Below are 24441 nucleotides of genomic sequence, written 5' to 3' on the forward strand. Positions count from 1 at the left end.
CGTCCAGCCATGAACAACGTCCTTTCCTTCCTCGCCCGCGCCGCCGTGCCGGCGCTGCTGCTGTGCGCCTGCAATACCGTGCCGGATTCCATCGTGCAGCGCCCGACCAGCGCGCGTGCGCAGCCGGTCGCCGTGCCCGCGCCGGCCAATGGCGCGATCTTCCAGACCGCCAGCTACCGGCCCCTGTTCGAGGACCGGCGCGCCCGCCATGTGGGCGATGCGCTGACCATCGTCATCAACGAGAAGACCAGCGCCGGCAAGACCGGCACCGACAGCGGCAGCAAGACCGGCAGCAGCAGCTTCTCGGTCGGCAAGCTGCTTGGCCTGAACACCGCCGTGACCGGCCGCATGGGCGTGGATGCGAAGGGCGCCAACAAGTTCGAGGACAAGGAAGCCTCCAACTCCAGCAACACCTTCACCGGCACGCTGGCCGTGACCGTCAGCGAAGTCCTGCCCAATGGCTACCTGGCCGTCAGCGGCGAGAAGCAGGTGGCGTTCGACAAGGGCGCCGAGTACATCCGCTTCTCGGGCACCGTGAACCCGGACACCATCCTCAACGGCAACCAGGTCGCGTCGACCCAGGTCGCCGACGCCCGCCTCGAATACCGCAGCAATACCCGCATCGACCCGGTGGAAGTGGCTTCCCAGCTGGGCCGCTTCTTCCTCAGCGTGATGCCGTTCTGACCGGATGCCCGCCATGCAGATGACACTCTTCCTCAAGGCGCTGCTGTGCGGCGCCCTCATCGCCGGCAGCGCCGGCGCGCAGGCCGAACGCCTGAAAGACCTGGCCAGCATCGGCGGCGTGCGCCAGAACCAGCTGATCGGCTATGGCCTGGTGGTGGGCCTGGACGGCAGCGGCGACCAGACCACGCAGACGCCCTTCACCGTGCAGAGCGTGGTCAGCATGCTGCAGCAGATGGGCGTGAACCTGCCGCCGACCGGCCAGCTGCAGTTGAAGAACGTGGCCGCGGTGATGGTCACCACCTCGCTGCCGGCATTTGCCCAGCCCGGCCAGATGCTGGACGTGACGGTGTCGTCGATGGGCAATGCCAAGAGCCTGCGCGGCGGCACGCTGCTGATGACGCCGCTGAAGGGTGCCGACGGCCAGATCTATGGCATGGCCCAGGGCAATGTGCTGGTCGGCGGCGTCGGCGCGGCGGCCAATGGCAGCAAGGCCCAGGTCAATCACCTGAGCGTGGGCCGCATTTCCAGCGGCGCCACGGTGGAGCGGGCAGTCGCCAATTCACTGGGCCAGAACAACATGGTCACGCTGGAGCTCAACGACAGCGACTTTTCCACCGCCAGCCGGGTGGTGGAAGCGGTCAACCGCCGCTTCGGCGCCGATACCGCTTCGGCCCAGGATGGCCGCGTGATCCGGGTGCGCACGCCTGCCGGCAGCGACGAGCGCGTGGCCTTTCTCGGCGCGCTGGAAAGCCTGAGCGTGACGCCGGCCCAGGTCGCGGCCAAGGTGATCCTGAATGCCCGCACCGGCTCGGTGGTGATGAACCAGTCGGTCACGCTGGACACTTGCGCGGTATCGCATGGCAACCTGTCGGTGATCATCAATACCGAGAACACGCCCAGCCAGCCGGCGCCGCTGTCGAACGGCCAGACCGTGGTGGTGCAGAACTCCGCAATCGAGATCAAGAAGGACCCTGGCCAGGTGGTGCTGCTGAAGCAGGCGGCCTCGCTGGCCGACGTGGTCAAGGCGCTGAATGCGATCGGTGCCTCGCCGCAGGACCTGCTGGCCATCCTGCAGGCAATGAAAGCCTCGGGCTCGCTGCGGGCCGAACTGGAAATCATTTGACGAACCAAGGACGGGCCAGCGCATGATCAGCCAGAATCCCCGCATCACCAGCGACGGCGCCGACCTGCCGGCGCTGCGTCGCGCCGGCAAGCAGGACTCGCCGGAAGCGCTGCGCGCCGCGGCCCAGCAGTTCGAATCGCTGTTCATGAACATGGTGATGAAGTCCATGCGCGACGCCACGCCGCAGGACAGCCCGTTCGACAGCCAGCAGAGCCGGATGTACACCTCGATGCTGGACCAGAAGATCAGCGACAACTTCGCCAAGCGCGGCATGGGGCTGGCCGACGCGCTGATGCGCCAGCTTTCCAACAATGCCGGCGTGGCGCCCGGCGCCGATGGCGCCGCGCCTGCCGGTGCGGCCGCATCGGCCACGGCAGCAGGGCAGACCGGCCTGTCGGCCACGCCGCCGGACGGACCCACGCCGCTGGAGATGTCGAGCGCGCGCCAGTATCCGCCGCGGCCCGGCCATGTGCAGGCCTTCCAGGACAAGCTGGCCGAGCATGCCAACGAAGCCAGCCGCAGCACCGGCATACCTGCCAAGTTCATGCTGGGTCAGGCTGCGCTGGAAACCGGCTGGGGCAAGCGCGAGATCCGCGGCGCCGACGGCAGCAACAGCCACAACCTGTTCGGCATCAAGGCCGGCGCCAACTGGACCGGCAAGACGGTCGAGGTCGCCACCACGGAATATGTCAATGGCGTGCCGCAGAAGCGCATGGAGAAATTCCGCGCCTATGACTCCTATGCCGATTCGTTCCGCGATTACGCCAGCCTGCTGAAGAACAATCCGCGCTACCAGAACGTCATCGCCAACAGCCAGGATGCCAGCAGCTTTGCCGAGGGCCTGCAGCGCGCCGGCTATGCCACCGATCCGAATTACGCGGCCAAGCTGTCGCGCATCATCAAGCAGTCACTGTCGGCCTGATGGCGCCTGATTTTTTCAGGCGCTAAAGTTTTCCGCCCGGACGCCGTAGACAGTGCCATAGAGACAAGGAAGGACCAGCATGTCCAGCATACTCAACGTCGGTCAAAGCGCGCTCTCCGCGGCCCAGGCGGGCCTGGTCACGACCGGACACAATATCGCCAACGCCTCCACGCCCGGCTACAACCGCCAGGTGTTGGTGCAGGGCGCAGTCAATGGCCAGGATGCCGGCTACGGCTTCATCGGCAAGGGCACCGAAGTCACGGCGGTGCGCCGGGTCTATAGCGAGTTCCTGAATACCCAGGTGCTGTCGACCCAGACCGCCAGCACGCAGCTCAGCAGCTATTACGCCCAGGTCCAGCAGGTCAACAACATGCTGGCCGACAGCAAGGCCGGCCTGACGCCGGTATTGCAGGACTTCTTCTCCAGCCTGCAGGCCGCCGGCGCCGACCCCAGTTCAGGTGCGGCGCGCCAGTCCATGCTGTCGTCGGCCAACACCCTGGTGGGGCGCTTCCAGAGCATGGATGCGCAGCTCGGCGAACTGCGCCAGGGCGTGACCACGGAGATGCGTTCCAGCGTGGACGCCATCAATGTGTATGCCCAGCAGATCGGCAAGCTCAACGACGCCATCGAAAAGGCCACCAGCAGTGGCGGCAGCACGCCCAATGACCTGCTCGACCAGCGCGACCAGGCGATCTCGGAGCTGTCCAGGGAAATCAAGGTCAGCGTGGTCAAGCAGGGCGCCACCTATAACGTCATGATAGGCAGCGGCCAGCCGCTGGTGGTGGGCACCAAGACCTATGACCTGTCGATGGCCCAGTCGCCGACCGACCCCAACCGGCCGATGGTGGCCTACCAGACCGTGAACGGCACAGTGCTGCTGTCGGATGAAAGCCTGTCCGGCGGCAAGCTGGGCGGCATGCTGGAGTTTCGCAGCAAGACCCTGGACCAGGCGCAGAATGCGCTGGGCCGGATCGCGATCACGCTGGCCTCGTCCTTCAATGCGCAGCATATGCTGGGGCAGGATGCCAATGGCAATCCCGGCGCGGCGTTCTTCAATGTGGCGGCGCCCGTGGTGTCGCCCAGCAGCAGGAACGGCGACCAGGCCGCCACCGCCAGCGCGGCCATCGTCGATCCGTCGGCGCTGACCACCAGCGACTACAAGGTGCAGGTCACCGCTGCCGGCACGCCGCCGGGCTACAAGGTAGTGCGGCTGTCCGATGGCCAGCCGTTCCCGGGCCCGTCCGACGGCTCGCCCATGGTGCTCGATGGCGTGAGCTTCGGCGTCTCCGGCCCGCTCACGGCGGGCGACGAGTTCCTGGTGCGTCCCACCGCCGACGGCGCCTCGCTGCGCAACGGCATCAATGTGAAGATCGCCGACAAGGCGGCGATTGCGCTGGGCTCGCCCCTGGCCTCGGCCGCCGCCGGCGGCAACAGCGGCACCGGCAGCATCAGCGCACCTACGGTCACGGCCGCCGGCGCCAGCCTGGCGCAGCCGGTCAGCATTACCTTCACCTCCGCCAACACGTTCGATGTCACCGGCACCGGCCCGGGACTGCCGGCCACCGGCGTAGCCTTCAAGGCCGGCGAGGACATCAGCTACAACGGCTGGAAGCTGCAGATCAGCGGCGTGCCGGCCAGCGGCGACAGTTTCACCGTGGGCACCGGCAGCAAGGGATCGGGCGACAACCGCAACGCGCTGGCGCTGGCCGCGCTGCAGTCGGCCAATACCACCGATGGCGCGTCCACCAGCTTCCAGGGCGCCTATTCGCAACTGGTCAGCCAGGTCGGTAACAAGACCCGCGAACTCGCCTCCACCAGCGCCGCGGCCGAGCAGTTGCGGGCCTCGGCTGTCAGCTCGCAGCAGGCCGAGTCGGGCGTGAACCTGGACGAGGAAGCCGCCAACCTGCTGCGCTACCAGCAGGCCTACCAGGCCGCCGGCAAGGTCATGAAGACCGCCAGCGACATGTTCGACGTGTTGCTGTCACTGGGCCGCTAAGGAGAAAAGCCATGCGCATCAGCACCAACAGCCTGTATGAATCGAACGTCAGCCGCATTGGCGATACCCAGTCTTCGCTGGCCAAGGTCCAGCAGCAGATCGCCAGCGGCAAGCGCCTGCTGTCGCCGGCCGATGATCCGCTCGGCGCGGCCAAGGCGCTGGATCTGACCCAGAGCCAGGCAATGAATACGCAGTACACCGAGAACCGCAACAGCGCCCGCGGCGCGCTGTCGATGCAGGAGGGTGCGCTGCAAAACGTTACCAGCCTGCTGCAGGACGTGCGCTCGCAGGTCGTCGCGGCAGGCAGCGGCACGCTGGACGACACCTCGCGCAAGTTCATCGCTGGCGAACTGCGCAGCCGGCTGTCGGAGCTGACCAGCCTGGCCAACAGCCGCGACGGCGTCGGCAACTACCTGTTTGCCGGCTTCAATGACAATGCCCAGCCGTTCAACAGCAACGGCAGCACGGTCAGCTATGCCGGCGACAATGGCCAGAAGATGCTGCAGGTAGGCACCTCGCGCCAGATGCCGGCCGGCGACAGTGGCGACAACATCTTCATGAACGTGCCGGCCAGCGCGGTCTTCTCCAGCACCAGCAATGGCACCGGCAGCGCGGCGCTGTCGAACATCACGATCAAGGACGCGAGCCAGGCGGCGCCCGGCCATCAGTATGAAGTGGTTTTCGGCGCCGACGCTGGCGGCGCGCCAACCTATTCGGTGTACGACACCACGAAGGACCCGCTCAAGGCCACGCCGCTGGCAAGCGGCCCTTACGCGAGCCCGCAGACCATCGATGCCGCCGGCCTGGAAATGACGGTCTCGGGCACGCCCGTGACCAACGACGCGCTGAGCATCAAGCCGGCACGTACGCAGAGCATGTTCAAGACCCTGGACAAGCTGATCGCCGCGCTGGAAGCGCCCGTCACCACGGATGTCGAGCGCAAGCAATTCACCTACGACCTCGGCGTGGCCGGGCAGAACATCGACAATGCGCTGAACAACGTGCTGTCGGTGCGCGCCTCGGTCGGCTCGCGGCTGCAGGAACTCGACACCCTGGACGACGCCGGCAGCGCCCGCGACCTGCAGTATGCGGAGCAGCTGTCGGACATTCAGGATGTGGACTATGTCAAGGCAGTGACGGACCTGACCCAGAAGCAGATGCAGCTGCAGGCCGCGCAGCAGAGTTTTGCGAAGGTGTCGGGGCTGTCGCTGTTTAATTTCCTGTGATGCGGCGTTGTCCGGCAACTGGAAGGCGTCTCGACCACGCGGCTGGTCAAGAGGGTTATCGGTTGCAGTGGCAGTTCAAGCTTGTTGAGCGCGGCACTGCAGCGGCCACTTCAACAACAACAGCAAGAGCACAAGCGACGTCCACCTTTTTGTAGGGCGCCATACCCGAAGGGCGTTGCACCGCGCTTGCAAACCGGGAAGGCCTTATCGGCCGGCTTTCCCGATCGACCCATCGCGCAATGCCCTTTCGGGGTATTGCGCCCTACGGACTGCAGTTTCTGCGTTCCAGGGAGCAGCCGCCTCTGTAGGGTGCAATACCCGAAGGGCATTGCACCATGGTCGCAAAACGGGAAGGCCAAGGCCTTACCAAGCGTAACCGCACTGATGAGAACGATCACAGCCTGAAGCAGCCGTTAGCAAAGAGGCCGGCGACATCGCCAGCCGGCTGAAATTCGCCATGCGCCCCATGCCACCTTCGGGATGCAGAACCCGCCAACCCGTCATCAAATTCTCGGCAACCCGGCTGTCAGTTGCCGCATCATCGCGAAGCCGTCTGCAAACAGCCGCTCCAGCGGCACCGCGAGATAGGGCAGCGTCAGCGCCAGCATCAGGAAACCGACCGTCAGGGTCACCGGAAAGCCGACGCCGAACAGGTTGAGCTGCGGCGCGGCGCGGGTCAGGATGCCCAGCGCGATATTGGTGATCAACAGGCCCGCCACCACCGGCAGCGCCAGCTGCACGCCGGCACTGAAGATGCGGCCGCCCCAGCCGGCCAGCTGGCGGAACAGGTCGCCGCCCATCGGCATGGCCGTGACAGGCATGGTGGAGAAGCTGTCCACCAGCGTCGACAGGACCACCAAATGCAGATTGGCGGCGAGATACACCATCAGCGTGATCAGGGACAGGTACTGGCTGATCGCGGAAGAACGGCCCGCCGACTGCGGATCGAAGAAGGTGGCAAAGCCCAGGCCCATGGTCATGCCGCACAGCTCGCCGGCCAGCTCCACGGCAGTAAACACGATGCGCATTGCAAAACCCATGGCAATGCCGATGATGAACTGCTGCGCCAGCACCAGCACGCCGGTCATGGACATCGGGTCCATCTGCGGCAGCGCGCCGACGGTGGGCGCGACGATCGCCGACAGCAGCAGGCCCAGGGCCACCTTGATGCGGGCCGGTATGCTGCGGTTGCCAAACAGCGGCGCAATCGCCAGCAGTCCCATGATGCGGGTGAACGGCCACAGAAAGCTGGCAATCAGCGCATTGATGTCCAGGCTGTTGATGGTGATCATGCAACTGGCTGCGCTCGCTCAGCCCACCATGCCGGGTATGCCGGTCAGCATCTGGCGCATGTAGTCCAGCATCACCGACAGCATCCAGGGGCCGGCCACTACCAGCGCCACGAAGATGCCGATCAGCTTGGGAATGAAGGATAGCGTCGCTTCATTGATCTGGGTGGCGGCCTGGAAGATGCTGACCACCAGGCCGATGATCAACGCCACCAGCAGCATGGGTGCGGCCACCATCAGGGTGACCTCCATCGCATGGCGGCCCAGGGACATTACGCTTTCGGGAGTCATTGCTTGTTTCCTTGTTGCCTGGCTTGCGCCATCAGTAAAAGCTCTGCGCCAGCGAGCCGATCAAAAGCTGCCAGCCGTCCACCAGCACGAACAGCATCAGCTTGAACGGCAGCGACACGATGGCCGGCGACACCATCATCATGCCCATCGACATCAGCACGCTGGCCACCACCATGTCGATGATCAGGAAGGGGATGAAGATGGCGAAGCTGATCTGGAACGCGGTCTTGAGCTCGCTGGTGATGAATGCCGGCACCAGGATCCGCAGCGGCACGTCTTCCGGGCCCTGCAGCTGCGCATTGCCCGACAGCTTCACGTACAGCGCCAGGTCGGACTGCCGGGTCTGCTTCATCATGAAGTCCTTCAGCGGCCCGGCGCCGGTATCGAGCGCCTGCTGCATCGTGATCTTGTTTTCCGACAGCGGCAGATAGGCATTCGCATAGATCTTGTCCAGCACCGGCCCCATCACGAACAGCGACAGGAACAGCGCCAGGCCCACCATCACCTGGTTGGGCGGCGCGGTCTGGGTGCCCAGCGCCTGACGCAGCAGCGACAGCACGATGATGATGCGGGTGAAGCTGGTCATCATCAGCAGCGCGGCCGGGATGAAAGTCAGCCCGGTCAGCAACAGCATGGTCTGCAGGCTGAGGGTGTAGTTCTGGCCGCCGTTGGCGGTGGGGGTGGAGGTCAGCGCCGGCAGGCCCTGCGCGATGGCGCACAGCGGCAACAGCGCCGCGCCGATGACCAGGCCGCGCGCGGCCCACTTAGTTTGCATTGCGTTTCTCGATTGTCTGCTTCAGCCATGCGCTGAAATTGGGGGCGCCGGTCAGTGCCGCGCCGCCTTGCTGCTGTTCCTGGCGCGGCATGTCGGCCAGCTTGCTGACCTGGCCGGGTGCCACGCCGATCACGATCCACTGGTCGGCCACTTCCACCACCATGACCCGTTCGCGATTGCCGACCGATACGCCGCCGACGATCTTCACCACCGATCCGCCAGCCAGCCTGCCGCCGCCCACCCGCTTCAGCACCCACAATGCGCCGGCCAGCAGGCCCAGCACGACGATCAGGCCGAATATTACCTGCAGCAGGCTGCCGGCGGAGGAGGGCGCGCTGGTCACGGTGGCCGCCGCTGGCGCTTGCGCGCCGGTGGGCGGAGCTGCGGCCGCCGCTGGCGCTGGCGAAGCAACCGGGGCGGGCGCCTGAGGCTGCGCCTGGGCCGGCTGGGCAGCCTCGGCCGCCGGTGCCGGCGTTGCCGCTTCCTCGGCCACAGCCGAACCGGCGGCCAGCGCCAGCGACAGGATCAGCGCGTGGGTCAGCCTCATTTGTTGAGCTTGCGGATGCGTTCGGACGGGGTAATGATGTCGGTCAGGCGGATGCCGAACTTGTCATTGACCACCACCACTTCGCCCTGTGCGATCAGGCAGCCGTTGACCAGCACATCCATCGGCTCGCCGGCCAGGCCGTCCAGTTCCACCACCGAGCCCTGCGCCAGTTGCAGCAAGTTCTTGATGGCGATCTTGGTGCGTCCCAGTTCCACGGTGAGCTGCACCGGGATGTCGAGGATGAAGTCGATGTCGTTGTGGGTATTGCGCGTGCCGGCGCCGGAAAACTCCTGGAAGATCGTGGCGCTGGCTGCCTGAGCGCGCAGGGCGTTTTCCTCCGCCTGCGCCTGTTCGGCAATGGCTGCGCCCCAGTCGTCTTCGGCAATGATCTGGGTATTGGGGTCATTGGACATTGTCATCTCCTGGTATCGCTTCATGCGAACTGTTGATCATGCGCTCGACGCGTAGTGCGTACTGGCCATTGATTTTGCCATACGAGCATTCCATCACCGGCACGCCGTCGACCTTGGCTTCCACGGTCGGCGTGAGATTGAAGGGAATCACGTCGCCGGCTTTCATGTTGAGGATGGCGCCCAGCGTGGTGCGGGCCTGGCCCAGGTCGACCACCAGCTCGACTTCCGCGCCCTGGATCTGCTGCGTCATCAGGCGAATCCAGCGCTTGTCCACTTCCAGCGTCTCGCCCTGCAGGCTGCTGGTAAGGAGGTCGCGGATCGGCTCGATCATGGAATAGGGCATGCAGAAGTGCATCTCGCCGCTGACCGGGCCCAGCTCCACGGTGAAGGTGGTGGCCACCACCACTTCATTGGGCGTGGCGATATTGGTGAACTGGGTGTTCATCTCCGAACGGATGTACTCGAACTCCACCGGGTACACCGGCTCCCACGACTTGGCATAGGACTCGAAGACGATGTTCAGAATGCGCTGGATGATGCGCTGCTCGGTCTGCGTGAAGTCGCGGCCTTCCACCCTGGTATGGAAGCGGCCGTCGCCGCCGAACAGGTTGTCCACCATCAGGAACACCAGGTTGGGGTCGAGCACCATCAGCGCGGTGCCGCGCAGCGGCTTCATGTGGACCAGGTTCAGGTTGGTCGGCACCACCAGGTTGCGGATGAACTCGCTGTACTTCGACACCCGCACCGGGCCGATCGACACCTCGGCGCTGCGATGCAGGAAGTTGAACAGGCCGATGCGCAGCAAGCGCGCAAAGCGCTCGTTGATGATTTCCAGCGTCGGCATGCGGCCGCGCACGATACGTTCCTGGGTCGCCAGGTTGTACGGCCGGACGCTGGAGGTGTCGACCTGGGTGGTGCTTTCGTCGATGTCTCCGCTGACGCCCTTCAGAAGGGCGTCGACTTCATCCTGCGACAGAAAATTTTCGGCCATGGCTCTGGGTTACTGGATCACGAAGGCGGTGAAGAATACGTCCGACACGTTCAGCGGCTGCGCGCCCGGCGAAAAGGGTTGCTTCAGCTGGGCGATGATTTCCTCGGCCAGCTTTTTCTTGCCTTCCACGGTCGAGATTTCCGCGCCGCGCTTGGACGACAGCAGCAGCAGCACCCGGCTGCGCACCTGCGGCAGATAGAGCTTGATCGCATCGACGTCGGCCTGGCTGCCCACCTGCAGCGTGAAGGCGGTCTGCAGGAACTGCTCGCCGCCGTCGGCCTGCAGGTTCACGGTAAACGGATCCATCTGGGCAAATACCGGCGGCGCGCCCGGCGCCGGCTTGGCATGCGCCGGCTCCGCGTGGGCCTCGGTCTTGTGGCCGAGGAAGTACCAGGCGCTGCCACCGCCGGCGCCGAGCAGCACGACTGCTGCGCCTATGATGATGAACAGCTTGGATTTGGATTTGGCGCCGCCTTCCGCCTGTGCGGGCTTGGCGGCGGCTTTGGATGTGGCCATCTGCGTTCCTTGACTATGCAATTCGGGTTGCTGCAATTATCGGGAAGATCGGGGTAAGGGAATGCGGAGATTAAGAGGGGGTTAGGTACGCATATCGTGGCTTGGAAGGACGTGGTTATGGATTTGTTATTGCGCAAACCGCAAGGCAGGCACCCCGATGCAGGCCGCAATTGCCTGCGCTGATGCCTTTGGCATGGGGGTGGCCATTCATGTAGCCCCGTTTCGCTGCAGGCGAGGCAGGCTTGCTTGATGGCGCCGAGGCACTGGCGACGCGACAGCACAATCCGCCAGCGCAAAATCCACTAGCGTACCGACCGGCGTCCGCAGGCGATGGTGCTGCGGTCAATGCATCTCCAGGCGGCTTGCCCAACGCGGCAACACCAGGCTCTTGCCCGCCTGCTTGGCCTGGTACATCCAGCCGTCCGCCTCATTGATCAGTGCGGACGGCGCCTGTCCGGAACCGGGTGCGTAGACAGCGATGCCGATACTGGCGCTGACCCGCGCCTGCCCCTGTGGCAGAAGCAGCGGAGCGCTTACTGCAGCCAGAATCTTTTCAGCCACGATGTGCCCATCAGCCGCACTGGCACTCAGGTTTTCCAGCACCACCACGAATTCATCGCCTGCCAGCCGCACCACGCTATCGGTTTGCCTGACGCTTTGCAGCAGCATGGTGCCTGCATGCCTGAGCAATGCATCCCCGGCCTCGTGTCCAAGGGTGTCATTGACTGCCTTGAAGCCATCCAGATCCAGGAACAGCAGGGCGAGCGGCTTGCCGCTGCGGTCAGCCCGCGCCATCGCCTGGGGAAGCAGCTCCATGAAGGCGCGACGGTTCAGCAGCCCGGTCAGGGCATCATGCCTGGCTTCCCGCTCGCGCTCCGCCTCCATGGCCTTGCGCTGGGTGATGTCATGCAGGAAGGCGCTGAACATCGTGCGGTCGTGCATGTGCAGCGCCGTGGCGCAGAGTTCGACTGTCAGGGGCGTGCCATCCTTGCGCTGCGCCGTCAGCTCCAGACGCTTGTCGAGGGCGGTCTTGACGCGGGTTTCAAGATAACGCGCCATTCCCTGCCTGTGCCGTTCACGCATCTCCTCGGGGATGATGAGATCTTCAAGCGGCTGGCCAATGGCTTCCGCGGCGGACCAGCCGAAGGTCGATTCGGCCTGCTGGTTCCAGGTAATGACCCGGCCTTCCTCGTCCGTGCTGACATAGGCGTCGTAAGTATTTTCGATCACCATGCGCAGTTCGGCTTCGCGGCCAAGCACTTCCTCCGTTCGCTGCCGCACCGTCTCTTCCAGGTTGCGTCGCAAGGCCGCCAGGGCAAACTCGGTCTGCTTGCGCGCATCGATGTCCTGGATGATGGAGATGAAATATTCCAGGCGGCCGTCCTCGCCGGATTTCCTGGTGACGTTGAGGTCAATCCAGAGGTAATGCCCATCCTTGTGTCGATACCGCTTTTCAATCTGGTACTGGCTGATCTGCCCGGCTCCCAGCTGCTGCATCAGATCAAGGTCGGCATGGAGGTCATCCGGATGGGTGATGTCCTGAAAGGTCAAGAGCTGCAGTTCATCGGACGAATAACCGACAATCCGGCACAGCGCCTGATTGACGTTGAGCCAGCCACCGTCCGGCGCCACCTGCGCAATGCCTACCGAGGCGAGATCGAACATCTCTTCGAACTGGGCGGCATTGGCCCGCAATGCGGCATCGGAGCGGTCCACTTCCAGCCTGCTGAGCTCCACAGCCTCGCGCATCTGAATGTGTTTCATCACGAGGGCGGCAAGATCGGACAGCGTGTCCACTTCTTCCTGCGTGAAGCATCGAGGCTGGCTGTCAAGTGCGCAAAGCGTGCCGATTGCCTGGCCATTCCTGGTTCTGATCGGCACCCCCGCATAGGCGCGGATGTCGGGTGCGCCGGTGACCAGGGGGTTATCCGCAAAACGTGCATCCGCAGTCGCATCCGGCACCACCAATGGCTCTGTTTCAAGGATGGCGTGAGCGCAAAAAGCCTGTTCGCGTGGCATCTGCATTGCTTGCACTCCCACTCGCGACTTGAACCACTGCCGCTTTTCATCCACGAGGCTGATCAGCGCTATCGGCACATCGAGCGCACGGGCCACCAGCCGGGTGATGCGGTCGAATGCCGGTTCGGGAGCGGAATCCAGCAGGGCGGTGGAACGCAGGGCGTCGAGGCGCGGCGCCTCATTGGCAGGCAAAGGTGCAGCGGGCATGGTACGGCTCTGGAATACAAAGCGACATTCTGCCATGTAATGCGCACAGGAAACTTGCTGGGAAGGCAGATACCTTCTTTGTTTTCCTGGTGCAACAACTCTTTTTGGCTCGTTCGCGGCCATTTTTCATGCTCCGCGGCCGAGACAGGTGTAGCGGCTGATGGGAGAAAAAATCCGGAAGCTTTGCTTAGAACGGGCTCATGCAAGGGTTGTAGCAAAGATGCGCGCTTCCTGCAGGCAAAGGCCACAAGTTATCGGTCGGAATTTTGGTCTGCTCACGACCCATTAAAGGGGAAGCCAGAAAAGGCGCTTGTCGTGGCTAAAGAAGGAAGGGGGGAAATTTGGCGGAAGCGGTGAGATTCGAACTCACGAACGGGTTACCCCGTCGCCAGTTTTCAAGACTGGTGCCTTCAACCACTCGGCCACGCTTCCCCTGGGAAGCCGGCATTATGCCACAGCGACAATGTGCCGCAATAAAATTGATGGCGGCGTGCAATGGCGTTCAAGCCCAGCCGCGCAGGGTTGCCGTTGCCGGAACTAATTGCAATTTTTGCTACCCAATCCTACCTAACATCAGGAGAGGTCATCATGAAAATGCGGAAAATCACGTTGATGGTATTGCCCATGCTGTTTGCAACCGGCGCCGCTCTGGCGCAGTCGCCGCAGAGCACGATTACGGAAAGCACGGATCCGGCCAAAGTCGCCGAGGTCGAGCGCCGCGCCGAGGCCTTGCGCAGCGGCCAGGCCTCGTCCACCGCGCCGACCATGCAGCAGCGCATGCGGGGTGACGCAGCAGACGGCATGCGCGGCGAACATGGCCATATGCATGGCGGCAAGGGCCATCATCACGGCGGCCGGGCGCATCACCGCGGCATGCATGGCGATCATCCGAAAGCCGCGCCCGGTTCGGGCGGCGCGGCACGGTAAGCCGGGGATGCGTGGCGGGCAAGCGTTCCGGCCGCGCATCCGCTTACCGATCTAGCCTGCCGAGGCAGACTGGTCCTTTGGCTGTTCCGTCTGGCGGCGGGTTTCTTCCACCTTGTCGCCTACCTGCTTGATCATTTCGTCGGTTTCCTTTTCTCCCGGGCCTTTCTCGCCGCTGCCGACATCGGCTTCGGTTGGCATGTGCGTGATCGGTTTCTGCATTGCGCTCTCCAAATGTTAATGATTCGTACGCAGGTTAAGATACGGGCGCTGTCATATAGTTCGATGACCGCGCAAGGCAGCAACCGGCGCAAGCAGACGGTACAGCCAACGTCGCCATGCCGGCTTCGCCTGCGCACTGTTTTCAACCACCCGAAACCCTTAATGGCCATGAGGGCCTCTTGACGGAAGGATGACGATGCAAACCAATGACGACCTCGGCAAGCTGGTGCTGCGCGCCACGCTGGCTATCCTGATCCTGTTCCATGGCGTTTCCAAGCTCATCACCGGCGTCGACCCGATCATGGGCATGCTGACCAAGGCCGGGCTGCCGGCAGCGCTGGCGTTTCTGGTCTACGTGGGCGAGGTGATTGCGCCGCTGATGATCCTGTTCGGCATCTGGGCGCGGCTGGGGGCCGTCATTGTCGCGATCAACATGATCGTGGCGGTTGCGCTGGCGCACGGCGCGCAGTTCTTCACGATGGGTAAAACCGGTGGCTGGGCGCTGGAACTGCAGGGCTTCTACTTCTTTACCGCGCTGGCCGTGGCGCTGCTCGGCGCCGGCCGCTACAGCATGGGCGGCATTTCGGGGCGGTGGAACTGAACCGGCGGCATGACTTGCATGGTTTACCTGCCGCCAGCCCGGTGGCAGGCTTTCAGGGCGCGGCGTACGCCGGCGCGCCGATCAGCATGCCGACGTTGGCACGCACTTCATTCATCTGTTCCGCCTTGGCCAGCCTCACCAATGCCAGCAGGGATTGGTGATAGAGATACTGCTCGCGCGCGGTGCGCATGCCCGCGGCTTCGATGAGGGTGCTGATTGCCTGGTCCGTGTCCCGCGAGGTATGCATGTCAAAGTCCGTGAACTAAGTGAGGGGGGATGAGCGGCTGTCGGCGAAGGCTGCTGCCAGTGCTCACAGCGGGAATCTTAAGTAGATCCCCCGGGAAATGCTTGACCGAAATCAACCACACAGATCGCTTGTTGCGCGCTTTCCGCATTTCGATGCGCGTGCGCATAAGGGTGTTTTCGAACTGATAATGAATCTGTTTTCAGGATGTCAATGAAGCGCTGCGCGATGGCTGCGTTGGCTGTTTTGCAGAGTTGCCGGCAGAGCGCTTACCATGTCGCTTGTTAACCGATGGAGATCTCATGACTGAAGCATTGACTGACCTGGTGCGGGGCATGCCCAAGGCCGAACTGCATATGCATATCGAAGGCTCGCTGGAACCCGAACTCATCTTTGAACTGGCCGAACGCAATGGCGTGACGCTGCCCTATGCATCGGTGGACGACCTGCGGCGCGCCTATGCCTTCACCGACCTGCAGTCCTTCCTGGACATCTATTACGCCGGCGCCAGCGTGCTGCAAACCGAGCGCGATTTCTATGACATGACCTGGGCCTATCTGGAACGGGCCCATGCCGACAATGTGCTGCACACCGAAATCTTCTTCGACCCGCAGACCCATACCGAGCGCGGCATCGGCTTCCCGATCGTCATCAGCGGCATTCACCGCGCGCTGACGGACGCGAAGAAACAATGGGGCATGAGCGCCTCGCTGATCCTGTGCTTCCTGCGGCACCTGCCGGAGGAAGCGGCCTTCGCCACGCTGGAAGAGGCGCTGCCGCACCGCGACAAGTTCATCGGCGTCGGGCTTGATCCGTCCGAGCGCGGCAATCCGCCGGAGAAGTTCGCCCGCATTTTCGCGCGCTGCCGTGAACTGGGCCTGCGGCTGGTCGCCCATGCGGGCGAGGAAGGGCCGCCGGAATACATCTACACCGCGCTGGACATGCTGCATGTGGAGCGCATCGACCATGGCGTACGCTGCCTGGAGGATCCGGCGCTGACGGCGCGCCTGGCGCGCGAGCAGATCGCGCTGACGGTCTGCCCGCTGTCCAACGTCAAGCTGCGGGTATTCGACAGGATCCACGACCACAACATCCTGGAACTGCTCGACGCCGGCATTGCGGCCACCGTCAATTCCGACGATCCGGCCTATTTCGGCGGCTATGTGAATGACAACTATGTGGCGCTCTTCGAGTCGCTGCCGCTGACCCGCGACCATGCCTGGCAACTGGCGCGCAACAGCTTCGCCGCGGCCTTCCTGGATGAGGATGCCAAGGCGGCTTACTTGCGCGCGGTCGACGACTGGTTCGCTACCGCTTGAAATAGCGCATCATGTCCGCATCCGGGCTTGACCAAACCGCAACCGCTTCGCCGCTGGCCATCACGCCGCGGCCGAATCGGGTACGCTGTTTCCATCGTCTGAAGGAGAGCGATCATGGTTGAGACCCTGTCCGCTACCGCCCTGGCCGGCGGCCTGTCCTGGGCCAGCGGACTGCGCCTGTACATGACCCTGTTCATGGCGGGCGCGATGGCGCGTGCCGGCTGGCTGGAGCTGCCCTCGGCGCTGCAGGTGCTGGCCTCGCCCTGGGTGCTGGGCGTGACCGGCGTGCTGCTGGTGGTGGAATTCCTGGCCGACAAGATACCCGGCGTGGATTCCGCCTGGGACGCCATTCAGACCTTCATACGAATACCCGCCGGAGCGATCCTGGGCGTGGCCGCGCTGGGCCAGATGGACCCGGCCTGGACCACGATCGCCGCGCTGCTGGGCGGCACCCTGGCCGCCAGCGCGCATTTCACCAAGGCCGGCAGCCGCGCGCTGATCAATACGTCGCCGGAACCGTTCAGCAACTGGGCCGCCTCGTTTTCCGAGGAAGCGGTGGTGGCTACGGGCCTGTGGGCTGCCTTCTTCCATCCCTGGCTCTGGTTCGCGCTGCTGGCGCTGTTCCTGGTGCTGACTGTCTGGCTCCTGCCCAAACTCTGGCGCGGCATGCGCTGGCTCTTCCGAAAGTTCAGCACCTGATGTTCCTCCAATCCCTGCGCATGACCCGGCGCGACTGGCGCGCCGGCGAACTCCGATTCCTGCTCATTGCACTGGTGGTCGCCGTGGCGGCGCTGTCCTCGGTGGGCTTCTTCGTCGACCGCATGCGCAGCGCCCTGGCGCGCGACGCCAACCAGCTGCTGGGCGCCGACCTGCTGATCCGCGCCGACCAGCCGCTCGAGCCGGCCTGGCTGGCCGAAGCCGGCCAGCGCGGGCTGCGCATTGCCCGGACCACGGTATTTCCCAGCATGGCCAGCAGCGGCAGCGGCGATGCGGCCTTTACCCAGCTGGCCTCGGTCAAGGCGGTCACGCCCGACTATCCGCTGCGCGGCAGCGTCAAGCTCAAGGACGGCAATGCCGACCGGCCGACCCGCGACACGCCGGCGCCCGGCACGGTCTGGGTGGACGAGAACCTGCTGCTGGCGCACAAGCTGCAGGTGGGCAGCCAGCTGCGGCTGGGCGAGCGCAGCTTCCGGATCGCGCAGGTAATCTCGGTCGAGCCCGACCGTGGCGCGGCCTTCATGAATTTCGCGCCGCGGGTGATGCTGGCCCAGTCCGATCTCGCCTCCACCGGGCTCATCCAGTACGGTTCGCGGGTGACCTACCGCCTGCTGCTGGCGGGCGAGCCGCTGCAGGTCAGGGCATTCCAGAAATGGGTGGAAGGGCGTATTTCCGGCAGCGGCGCCAAGGGCGTGCATATTGAGTCGCTGGAATCGGGCCGGCCGGAAATGCGCGCCACGCTGGACCGGGCCGAACAGTTCCTGGCGCTGGTGGGCCTCCTGTCAGCCATGCTGGCCGCGGTGGCGATCGCGATGGCGGCACGCCGCTTCATGCTGCGCCATCTCGACGCCTGCGCGATGCTGCGCTGCCTCGGGTTGACCCAGGGGCAGGTGACGCAGATGTACCTGATCGAATTCCTGCTGGTCGGGCTGGCCGGCAGCGCGCTGGGCGTGCTGGTGGGCTTTGGCGCCCATTTCGTGCTGCTGGCCTGGCTCGGCAGCCTGGTGTCCACCGACCTGCCGGCGCCCGGCCTGCTGCCGGCCGTGCAGGGCCTGGCGACCGGCATGCTGCTGCTGCTCGGCTTCGCGCTGGCGCCCGTGCTGCAACTGCGCAATGTGCCGCACAACCGGGTGATCCGGCGCGAACAGGCGCCGCCGCAACCGATGACGCTGGCCACCTACGGCCTGGGCCTGGCCAGCTTCGTGGCCCTCCTGCTGTGGCAGTCGGGCGACCTGAAGCTGGGCGCGCTGACGGCCGGCGGCTTCCTCGGCGGCTTTGCGCTGTTCGCGCTGGTGGGCTGGCTGGCGCTGAAGTCGCTGCGGCTGTTGCGCACCGCCTTTGACCACTCCGGCTGGCGCTTTGCGGTGACGGCGCTGCAGCGCCGGCCCGGCGCCACCGTGGTGCAGGTAGTGGCCCTGTCGCTCGGGCTGATGGCGCTGCTGCTGCTGACTGTCGTGCGCGGCGACCTGGTGCAGGCCTGGCAGCAGGCCACGCCGCCGGATGCGCCCAACCAGTTCGCGCTGAACATCCTGCCCGAACAGCGCGAGCCGCTGGCCACGCTGCTGGCCGCCAACGGCGTCGAGCAGCCGCTGCTGTATCCGATGATCCGCGGCCGGCTGGTGCAGATCAACGACACGCCGGTGACGGGCGAAACCTTCATCGAAGACCGCGCCAAACGCCTGGTCGACCGGGAATTCAATCTGTCCACCATGACCGACATGCCGCCGCAGAACCAGGTGGCGGCCGGCAAATGGCTGGACGACCGCAAGCCGGAGGCGTCGGTGGAGCAGGGCCTGGCCAAGACCCTGAACCTGAAGCTGGGCGACCGTCTGCGCTTCGACATCGGCGGCCAGGTGGTCGAAGCGCCGGTGACCAGCCTGCGCAAGCTCGAATGGGGCTCGATGCGGGTCAATTTCTTCGTGATCCTGAATCCTTCCCTGATGAATGGCATGCCGCAGACCTATATCACTGCGTTCCGGCTGCCGCCGGAAAAGGCCGGCCTGGTCAACCAGATCGTGCGCGACTTTCCCAACCTGACCGTGGTCGACATCGGCAGCGTGGTGCGCCAGATCCAGGGCGTGATCGACCAGGTGGTGCGGGCGGTGGAATTCCTGTTCCTGTTCACGCTGGCCTCGGGCGTGCTGGTGCTGTATGCGGCATTGGTGGGCTCGCAGGACGAGCGCATCCGCGAAGCCGGCCTGCTGCGCGCGCTGGGCGCCACCCGGCGCCAGCTGTCGAGCGCGCAATGGATCGAATTTGCGCTGGTCGGCGGCCTGGCTGGCCTTTTGGCCGCCACCGGCGCGGCAGCCACCGGCTGGGTGCTGGCCGAGCAGGTGTTCAAGTTCGAATGGCGCGTAAGCATCATGGTCTGGCTGGCAGGCATTGCCGTCGGCGCCGCCTGCGCCTTCGTCGGCGGCTGGGTGGGGCTGCGCGACGTGCTGCGGCATCCGCCGATGCGCACCCTGCGCGAGGCCTGACGGCAGCGGCTGTGCGTTATCATTGGCGCCCATGACGAATCCCGAAGACCAAGACAGTTCCCCGACCCTGTTCGAGATCATCGGCGGCGAGGCCCGCCTGCGCGAACTGGTCGACCGTTTCTATGACCTGATGGACCTGGAACCCAGGTTCGCCGACCTGCGCGCGATGCATCCGCCTTCGCTGGACGGCTCGCGCGACAAGCTGTTCTGGTTCCTGTGCGGCTGGAGCGGCGGCCCCAACCACTTCATCGAGCGCTTCGGCCACCCGCGCCTGCGGGCGCGCCATCTGCCGTTCTCGATTGCATCGAAGGAGCGTGACGACTGGCTGCGCTGCATGGCGCAGGCCATGCACGAGCTCGACATGCCCGAGGCGCTGCAGGAACGGCTGATGCACTCCTTCTTCCAGACCGCCGACTGGATGCGTAACCGCCACGGCTGAATCCATGTCCAATACTGAATTTTTCGTACTGCTCGGCCTCGGGCTGGTGATGGTCGCCCTGCAGGCCATGCTATTGATGCGGCGCGGCGGCCAGGCCGGCGCCGACACCGATGAGCTGTTCGATGCGCTGGAAAAGACCAGCGAGCGCACCGAGCGCGAACTGCGCAGCCAGGTGCAGGCCAGCGCCCAGGGCACGCGCCAGGAACTGTCCGGCCTGCTGGCCGAGTTCCAGCGCAGCATCGGCGCCCAGGTGACCGGCATGGCCTCGCTGCAGACCGGCCAGATCGATGCCTTCGCCCAGCAGCTGGCCAAGCTGACCGAAGCCAATGCGCAGCAGCTCGAAGCGATGCGCAACGCCATCTCGCTGCAGGCCAAGGCCGGCCGCGAGGAGCAGGCCGGCGCGCTGAAGCGCTTCGGCGACACCCTGAACCAGACCCTGGCCACGCTGACCGAGTCCAACGCCCAGCGCATGGCCGAGATCCGCGGCACGCTGGAAGCCAAGATCCGCGACCTGCAGAGCGACAACGGCGCCCGGCTGGAAGAGATGCGCCGCACCGTCGATGAAAAGCTGCATGCGACCCTGGAGCACAGGCTGGGCGAATCGTTCAAGCTGGTGTCGGACCGTCTGGACAAGGTGCACCAGGGCCTGGGCGAGATGCAGCAGCTCGCCATCGGCGTGGGCGACCTGAAGCGGGTGCTGACCAATGTGAAGACGCGCGGCACCTGGGGCGAGGTGCAGCTGGGCATGCTGCTGGAGCAGATGCTGACAGCCGACCAGTACGCAAAGAACGTCGAGACCGTGCCCGGCAGCGGCGAGCGGGTCGAGTTCGCGATCCGCCTGCCGGGGCTCGTCGATGGCGGCGCGCCGGTCTGGATGCCGATCGACGCCAAGTTCCCCAAGGAGCAGTACGAGCGCATGGTCGACGCCGCCGACCGCGCCGACGCCGATGCGGTGGCGCTGGCAGTGCGCGACCTGGAGCGGGTGCTGCGCGGCGAGGCCCGCACCATCTGCGAGAAATACATCTCGCCACCGCTGACCACCGATTTCGGCATCCTGTTCCTGCCCACCGAGGGCCTGTATGCCGAAGTGATGCGCCGGCCCGGCCTGGCCGATGAAATCCAGCGCACCTGCCGCATCACCATCGCCGGCCCGTCGACGCTGTGCGCGCTGCTCAACAGCCTGCAGATGGGCTTCCGCTCGCTGGCGCTGGAGAAGCGCTCGTCCGAGGTATGGCAGGTTCTGGGCGCGGTCAAGACCGAGTTCGGCAAGTTCGGCGACGTGCTGGCCAGCACCAAGCAGACGCTGGAACGGGCGGCACGCAACATCGAGCAGGCCGAGGTGCGCAGCCGGCAGATGTCGCGCAAGCTCAAATCAGTGGAAGCATTGCCGGGCGATGCGGCGCAGGCCCTGCTCGGCGCGGCGGCGCTGGAGTTCGGGGAAGAGAAGGAAGGCGCAGGCGACAGGTAGGCATGCGGGACGGCTGCCACGCGCAGCGCTGACGCTATGCCGACCGAAGGGCGGGACACAAGGTTCAGGATAGAAAATAGGGTTGACAAACGATTCTGAGTGGAAGCCATGCCGGCGCCTTGAGTTCATTGCGCACAACCCTGACAAGGCAGGCTTGGGCGATTGCAATGCGCTCATGGACTGCCAGCCAATATCAAGGGCAGCCAAGCATCGGGATTTTCATCTGGGGCTTGTTCCGGGAGCCACTCGTCGATCGCCACCAAACAATCGATATTGATGTCTTATGCAACGGCAACTGATCGCAGTCTCATGATAGGGGCATGGGCGATGAGACTCCGGCGCCGCGCTGCCCTTGTTTGGCAGCATACGCGGGATCCCGCGCGGTTTATTGCATAATCGGCAAAACCCCTCGGAGACTCCGCCATGTCACAGCCCCCTGCCCAGACAGCCAGCCTGGACCAGCATGCCGCCAGCGCGCGCCGCGCCCATCGCAACAAGGTCGTCTCGGCCGCCGAAGCGGTGCGGCTGATCCATGATGGCGACACGGTGGCTACCGGCGGCTTCGTCGGCATCGGCTTTCCGGAGAATATCGCGGTGGCGCTGGAACAGCGCTTCCTGGGCGTGGTGCCGGGCCAGGAAGGCGCCGGGCAGCCGCGGAACCTGACGCTGGTCTATGCGGCTGGGCAGGGCGACGGCCGCGAGCGCGGACTGAACCACCTGGGCCATGAAGGGCTGGTCAAGCGGGTCATCGGCGGCCACTGGGGCCTGGTGCCGCGGCTGCAGAAGCTTGCGATGGAGAACCGGGTGGAGGCCTACAACCTGCCCCAAGGCATCATCAGCCATCTGTTTCGCGACATCGCAGCGGGCAAGCCGGGCGTGATCAGCGCGGTGGGCCTGGGCACCTTCGTCGACCCGCGCCACGGCGGCGGCAAGGTCAATGCCGCCACCACCGAGGACCTGGTCGAACTGATGACCATAGGCGGCCGGGAATACCTGTTCTACAAGGCCATGCCCATCCATGTCGGCATCATCCGCGGCACCACCGCCGACGCCAATGGCAACATCACGATGGAGCGCGAGGCGCTGACGCTGGAAGCGCTGGCCATTGCGATGGCGGCGCACAATTCCGGCGGCATCGTCATCGCGCAGGTCGAGCGCATCGCCGAAAGCGGAAGCCTCAATCCGCGCCAGGTGAGGGTGCCGGGCGTGCTGGTCGACTGCGTGGTGCTGGCGGAAAAGCCGGAATACCACATGCAGACCTTCGCCGAGCCCTACAGCGCCGCCTTCGCCGGCGAACTGCGGGTGCCGGTGTCGAGCCTGCCGGCCATGGCCTTCAACGAACGCAAGATCATTGCCCGGCGCGCGGTGATGGAGCTCAAACCCAACAGCGTGGTAAACCTGGGCATCGGCATGCCGGAAGGCGTTGCCAGCGTGGCGGCGGAAGAAAAGATACTCGACCTCGTGACCCTGACCGCCGAGCCGGGCGTCATCGGCGGCATCCCGGCCGGCGGCCTGAACTTCGGCGCCGCCACCAATCCCGACGCCATCATCGACCAGCCTTCCCAGTTCGACTTCTACGACGGTGGCGGCCTGGATGTCGCTTTCCTCGGCCTGGCCCAGGCCGACCGGCATGGCAACCTCAATGTCAGCAAGTTCGGCCCGCGCCTGGCCGGCGCCGGCGGCTTCATCAACATCAGCCAGAACGCGAAGAAGGTGGTGTTCGTGGGCACCTTCACCGCCGGCGACCTGCAGGTGGAAATCAAGGATGGCGCGCTGCATGTGGCACGGGAAGGCACGGCCTGCAAGTTCATCGAGGAAGTGGAGCATCGCACTTTCAGCGGCCCGCATGCGGTGGAGCGCGGCCAGCCGGCGCTGTACATCACCGAGCGCTGCGTGTTCCAGCTGACGGCTTCCGGGCTGGAAGTGATCGAGATTGCGCCCGGCATCGATCTGGAGCGCGACGTGATCGGGCAGATGCGGTTTCGTCCCGCGGTCAGCGCGAACCTGAAGACCATGGATGCCCGCATCTTCCGGCCAGCCGCCATGGGCCTGCGTGACGACATCCTGTTTCTGCCGCTGCCGCAACGGCTGCGCTTCGATCCGGAGCGCAATATCTTCTTCATCAATTTCGAGGGCGTGGAGATTCGCACCGCGGCCGACATCGAGGAAATCCGCATGAGCGTAGCGCAGTGCCTGGCTTTGTTGAAACGGAAGGTGCCGGCCATCGTCAACTACGACAACTTCGCCATCGCGCCGGAACTGATGGACGACTACATCGCCATGGTGCGCGACCTGACCGAGCGTTTCTACAGCCGGGTCACGCGCTACACCACCAGCACCTTCATGCGCAGCTACTTCGGCCAGGCGCTGCGGGCCCATGACGCCGAGCCGGCCCTGTATGCCACGCCGGAGGAGGCGCTGTCGCAGCTCATGGGGCCGGAGGGCAAAGCAAGCTGAACGGCCGTCTGGGTTCGTCGGCATCGTTGCGCAGCGCATGTGCCACTGCACGCGTGGCATCCGCCAAAAAACAATGCCCGCCCTTTTGCCAGGGCGGGCATTACATGACGAAGTAAAAAGGGCGGCGCCGTTCAGCAGCCGATCACCCGACATTCGCTGGCCAGGCCCAGCAGGTGTTGCACCTGGCTGGCCAGGTTGCCGAACAGCTTGTTGGCGATGCCGGGCTGCACCGCCTCGCCCATCAGGATGCGGTCGCAGCGGATTTCCCGGGCGAAGGAAGCGATGGTCTCGGCGCTGCGCCCGGTCTCCATATGGCTGAGAAAGGGCACGTTGGCCGCGCTGAAGGCGGCGCGGGCCGGCGCCAGGTCTTCCTTCGCCGCCTGCGCATGCAGCTCCTGCATCTCGCCCGGCGCAAAGCAGTCCGATACATGGCGCGACACGGGCAGCTGCACGCTCAGCAGGTGGATCTGCACCCCGTCTTCCTTGCGGTAGATGGCGATGGCTTCCTCCACCGCATGCCGCATCTGCTCCGGGCTGGTATGCACGGTGACAGGAACGAGCACTTTTTTCATCG

General features: G+C 64.9%; 24 protein-coding genes and 1 tRNA gene. 13 read left to right on the forward strand and 12 right to left on the reverse strand.

From position 1 onward, the window contains the following. Positions 1 to 9 precede the first annotated feature (9 nt). The 5 genes from KTQ42_RS03675 to flgL all read left to right on the forward strand — a co-directional run bounded on the left by KTQ42_RS03675 (position 10) and on the right by flgL (position 5951). A complete protein-coding gene (locus KTQ42_RS03675; RefSeq protein ID WP_217344266.1) occupies positions 10 to 684 on the forward strand; it encodes a flagellar basal body L-ring protein FlgH in 675 nt (224 codons plus the stop codon). Between the two features lie 19 nt (positions 685 to 703). Continuing rightward, positions 704 to 1807 carry a flagellar basal body P-ring protein FlgI gene (locus tag KTQ42_RS03680; protein WP_217346803.1) on the forward strand — a complete coding sequence of 368 codons (1104 nt, stop codon included), beginning with the start codon at positions 704 to 706 and terminating at the stop codon, positions 1805 to 1807. 22 nt (positions 1808 to 1829) lie between these two features. Next, on the forward strand, positions 1830 to 2729 hold the full coding sequence (flgJ, locus tag KTQ42_RS03685; RefSeq protein ID WP_217344267.1) for a flagellar assembly peptidoglycan hydrolase FlgJ: 900 nt from the start codon (positions 1830 to 1832) through the stop codon (positions 2727 to 2729). A 79-nt stretch (positions 2730 to 2808) separates the two neighbouring features. Beyond that, entirely contained in the window at positions 2809 to 4725 is a 1917-nt protein-coding gene (gene flgK, locus KTQ42_RS03690) for a flagellar hook-associated protein FlgK (protein WP_217344268.1), read from the forward strand. Positions 4726 to 4736: 11 nt separating this feature from the next. Next, positions 4737 to 5951, forward strand: coding sequence for a flagellar hook-associated protein FlgL (flgL, locus tag KTQ42_RS03695; protein WP_217344269.1), 1215 nt, complete (start codon positions 4737 to 4739; stop codon positions 5949 to 5951). 503 nt (positions 5952 to 6454) lie between these two features. On the opposite strand, the gene fliR is transcribed toward flgL, so the two are convergent. From fliR to KTQ42_RS03740, 9 genes are all read right to left on the reverse strand, one after another. Then, complete coding sequence (gene fliR / locus KTQ42_RS03700; protein WP_217344270.1) at positions 6455 to 7243, reverse strand: flagellar biosynthetic protein FliR; 789 nt, start codon at positions 7241 to 7243, stop codon at positions 6455 to 6457. An 18-nt stretch (positions 7244 to 7261) separates the two neighbouring features. Continuing rightward, complete coding sequence (fliQ, locus tag KTQ42_RS03705) at positions 7262 to 7531, reverse strand: flagellar biosynthesis protein FliQ (protein WP_194715209.1); 270 nt, start codon at positions 7529 to 7531, stop codon at positions 7262 to 7264. A gap of 31 nt (positions 7532 to 7562) precedes the next feature. Further along, positions 7563 to 8306, reverse strand: a complete 744-nt coding sequence (gene fliP / locus KTQ42_RS03710; protein WP_217344271.1) for a flagellar type III secretion system pore protein FliP — start codon at positions 8304 to 8306, stop codon at positions 7563 to 7565. Continuing rightward, positions 8296 to 8853, reverse strand: a complete 558-nt coding sequence (fliO, locus tag KTQ42_RS03715) for a flagellar biosynthetic protein FliO (protein ID WP_217344272.1) — start codon at positions 8851 to 8853, stop codon at positions 8296 to 8298. The genes fliP and fliO overlap by 11 nt, the downstream gene beginning before the upstream one ends. Beyond that, entirely contained in the window at positions 8850 to 9266 is a 417-nt protein-coding gene (gene fliN / locus KTQ42_RS03720) for a flagellar motor switch protein FliN (RefSeq protein WP_217344273.1), read from the reverse strand. Before fliN ends, fliO begins: the two co-directional genes overlap by 4 nt. Then, on the reverse strand, positions 9256 to 10257 hold the full coding sequence (gene fliM, locus KTQ42_RS03725; protein WP_217344274.1) for a flagellar motor switch protein FliM: 1002 nt from the start codon (positions 10255 to 10257) through the stop codon (positions 9256 to 9258). Before fliM ends, fliN begins: the two co-directional genes overlap by 11 nt. A 9-nt stretch (positions 10258 to 10266) precedes the next feature. After that, a complete protein-coding gene (fliL, locus tag KTQ42_RS03730) occupies positions 10267 to 10773 on the reverse strand; it encodes a flagellar basal body-associated protein FliL (RefSeq protein ID WP_217344275.1) in 507 nt (168 codons plus the stop codon). A 342-nt stretch (positions 10774 to 11115) separates the two neighbouring features. Next, the gene (locus KTQ42_RS03735) at positions 11116 to 12999 is read right to left on the reverse strand and encodes a PAS domain S-box protein (protein ID WP_217344276.1); all 1884 of its coding nucleotides are present in this window, start codon (positions 12997 to 12999) and stop codon (positions 11116 to 11118) included. Between the two features lie 342 nt (positions 13000 to 13341). After that, positions 13342 to 13431: transfer RNA gene (locus tag KTQ42_RS03740), tRNA-Ser, on the reverse strand. A 156-nt stretch (positions 13432 to 13587) separates the two neighbouring features. Here KTQ42_RS03740 and KTQ42_RS03745 point away from each other — a divergent pair. After that, positions 13588 to 13926: a hypothetical protein gene (locus KTQ42_RS03745; protein WP_217344277.1), complete on the forward strand. Its 339-nt coding sequence runs from the start codon at positions 13588 to 13590 to the stop codon at positions 13924 to 13926. 51 nt (positions 13927 to 13977) lie between these two features. Here KTQ42_RS03745 and KTQ42_RS03750 read toward each other — a convergent pair whose 3' ends face one another. Continuing rightward, positions 13978 to 14145 (reverse strand): hypothetical protein, encoded by a 168-nt coding sequence (locus KTQ42_RS03750; protein ID WP_217344278.1) that lies wholly within the window; start codon positions 14143 to 14145, stop codon positions 13978 to 13980. A gap of 196 nt (positions 14146 to 14341) precedes the next feature. On the opposite strand from KTQ42_RS03750, the gene KTQ42_RS03755 reads away from it, so the two are divergent. After that, positions 14342 to 14746, forward strand: coding sequence for a DoxX family protein (locus KTQ42_RS03755; RefSeq protein WP_217344279.1), 405 nt, complete (start codon positions 14342 to 14344; stop codon positions 14744 to 14746). Between the two features lie 52 nt (positions 14747 to 14798). Here KTQ42_RS03755 and KTQ42_RS03760 read toward each other — a convergent pair whose 3' ends face one another. Then, positions 14799 to 14993: a hypothetical protein gene (locus KTQ42_RS03760; RefSeq protein WP_217344280.1), complete on the reverse strand. Its 195-nt coding sequence runs from the start codon at positions 14991 to 14993 to the stop codon at positions 14799 to 14801. A gap of 299 nt (positions 14994 to 15292) precedes the next feature. On the opposite strand from KTQ42_RS03760, the gene KTQ42_RS03765 reads away from it, so the two are divergent. The 6 genes from KTQ42_RS03765 to KTQ42_RS03790 all read left to right on the forward strand — a co-directional run bounded on the left by KTQ42_RS03765 (position 15293) and on the right by KTQ42_RS03790 (position 23867). Next, complete coding sequence (locus tag KTQ42_RS03765) at positions 15293 to 16309, forward strand: adenosine deaminase (RefSeq protein ID WP_217344281.1); 1017 nt, start codon at positions 15293 to 15295, stop codon at positions 16307 to 16309. A 114-nt stretch (positions 16310 to 16423) separates the two neighbouring features. Then, the gene (locus KTQ42_RS03770) at positions 16424 to 17008 is read left to right on the forward strand and encodes a DUF4126 domain-containing protein (protein WP_217344282.1); all 585 of its coding nucleotides are present in this window, start codon (positions 16424 to 16426) and stop codon (positions 17006 to 17008) included. After that, entirely contained in the window at positions 17008 to 19503 is a 2496-nt protein-coding gene (locus KTQ42_RS03775) for an FtsX-like permease family protein (protein ID WP_217344283.1), read from the forward strand. The genes KTQ42_RS03770 and KTQ42_RS03775 overlap by 1 nt, the downstream gene beginning before the upstream one ends. A 31-nt stretch (positions 19504 to 19534) precedes the next feature. Next, positions 19535 to 19942 (forward strand): group II truncated hemoglobin, encoded by a 408-nt coding sequence (locus tag KTQ42_RS03780; protein WP_217344284.1) that lies wholly within the window; start codon positions 19535 to 19537, stop codon positions 19940 to 19942. A gap of 4 nt (positions 19943 to 19946) precedes the next feature. After that, complete coding sequence (rmuC, locus tag KTQ42_RS03785) at positions 19947 to 21410, forward strand: DNA recombination protein RmuC (protein ID WP_217344285.1); 1464 nt, start codon at positions 19947 to 19949, stop codon at positions 21408 to 21410. A gap of 423 nt (positions 21411 to 21833) precedes the next feature. Beyond that, positions 21834 to 23867, forward strand: coding sequence for an acyl CoA:acetate/3-ketoacid CoA transferase (locus tag KTQ42_RS03790; RefSeq protein WP_217344286.1), 2034 nt, complete (start codon positions 21834 to 21836; stop codon positions 23865 to 23867). A gap of 131 nt (positions 23868 to 23998) precedes the next feature. Here the strand turns inward: KTQ42_RS03790 and KTQ42_RS03795 are convergent, their stop codons facing one another. Next, the gene (locus tag KTQ42_RS03795) at positions 23999 to 24439 is read right to left on the reverse strand and encodes a universal stress protein (RefSeq protein ID WP_217344287.1); all 441 of its coding nucleotides are present in this window, start codon (positions 24437 to 24439) and stop codon (positions 23999 to 24001) included. Positions 24440 to 24441 lie beyond the last annotated feature (2 nt).

The sequence above is a fragment of the Noviherbaspirillum sp. L7-7A genome (genome assembly GCF_019052805.1).
Classification (GTDB): Bacteria; Pseudomonadota; Gammaproteobacteria; order Burkholderiales; family Burkholderiaceae_D; genus Noviherbaspirillum_A.

Coding starts and splice junctions, on each gene's coding strand:
- KTQ42_RS03675 (WP_217344266.1), top strand. CDS start 10: ATGAACAACGTCCTTTCCTTCCTCGCCCGCGCCGCCGTGCCGGCGCTG.
- KTQ42_RS03680 (WP_217346803.1), top strand. CDS start 704: ATGACACTCTTCCTCAAGGCGCTGCTGTGCGGCGCCCTCATCGCCGGC.
- flgJ (WP_217344267.1), top strand. CDS start 1,830: ATGATCAGCCAGAATCCCCGCATCACCAGCGACGGCGCCGACCTGCCG.
- flgK (WP_217344268.1), top strand. CDS start 2,809: ATGTCCAGCATACTCAACGTCGGTCAAAGCGCGCTCTCCGCGGCCCAG.
- flgL (WP_217344269.1), top strand. CDS start 4,737: ATGCGCATCAGCACCAACAGCCTGTATGAATCGAACGTCAGCCGCATT.
- fliR (WP_217344270.1), bottom strand. CDS start 7,243: ATGATCACCATCAACAGCCTGGACATCAATGCGCTGATTGCCAGCTTT.
- fliQ (WP_194715209.1), bottom strand. CDS start 7,531: ATGACTCCCGAAAGCGTAATGTCCCTGGGCCGCCATGCGATGGAGGTC.
- fliP (WP_217344271.1), bottom strand. CDS start 8,306: ATGCAAACTAAGTGGGCCGCGCGCGGCCTGGTCATCGGCGCGGCGCTG.
- fliO (WP_217344272.1), bottom strand. CDS start 8,853: ATGAGGCTGACCCACGCGCTGATCCTGTCGCTGGCGCTGGCCGCCGGT.
- fliN (WP_217344273.1), bottom strand. CDS start 9,266: ATGTCCAATGACCCCAATACCCAGATCATTGCCGAAGACGACTGGGGC.
- fliM (WP_217344274.1), bottom strand. CDS start 10,257: ATGGCCGAAAATTTTCTGTCGCAGGATGAAGTCGACGCCCTTCTGAAG.
- fliL (WP_217344275.1), bottom strand. CDS start 10,773: ATGGCCACATCCAAAGCCGCCGCCAAGCCCGCACAGGCGGAAGGCGGC.
- KTQ42_RS03735 (WP_217344276.1), bottom strand. CDS start 12,999: ATGCCCGCTGCACCTTTGCCTGCCAATGAGGCGCCGCGCCTCGACGCC.
- KTQ42_RS03745 (WP_217344277.1), top strand. CDS start 13,588: ATGAAAATGCGGAAAATCACGTTGATGGTATTGCCCATGCTGTTTGCA.
- KTQ42_RS03750 (WP_217344278.1), bottom strand. CDS start 14,145: ATGCAGAAACCGATCACGCACATGCCAACCGAAGCCGATGTCGGCAGC.
- KTQ42_RS03755 (WP_217344279.1), top strand. CDS start 14,342: ATGCAAACCAATGACGACCTCGGCAAGCTGGTGCTGCGCGCCACGCTG.
- KTQ42_RS03760 (WP_217344280.1), bottom strand. CDS start 14,993: ATGCATACCTCGCGGGACACGGACCAGGCAATCAGCACCCTCATCGAA.
- KTQ42_RS03765 (WP_217344281.1), top strand. CDS start 15,293: ATGACTGAAGCATTGACTGACCTGGTGCGGGGCATGCCCAAGGCCGAA.
- KTQ42_RS03770 (WP_217344282.1), top strand. CDS start 16,424: ATGGTTGAGACCCTGTCCGCTACCGCCCTGGCCGGCGGCCTGTCCTGG.
- KTQ42_RS03775 (WP_217344283.1), top strand. CDS start 17,008: ATGTTCCTCCAATCCCTGCGCATGACCCGGCGCGACTGGCGCGCCGGC.
- KTQ42_RS03780 (WP_217344284.1), top strand. CDS start 19,535: ATGACGAATCCCGAAGACCAAGACAGTTCCCCGACCCTGTTCGAGATC.
- rmuC (WP_217344285.1), top strand. CDS start 19,947: ATGTCCAATACTGAATTTTTCGTACTGCTCGGCCTCGGGCTGGTGATG.
- KTQ42_RS03790 (WP_217344286.1), top strand. CDS start 21,834: ATGTCACAGCCCCCTGCCCAGACAGCCAGCCTGGACCAGCATGCCGCC.
- KTQ42_RS03795 (WP_217344287.1), bottom strand. CDS start 24,439: ATGAAAAAAGTGCTCGTTCCTGTCACCGTGCATACCAGCCCGGAGCAG.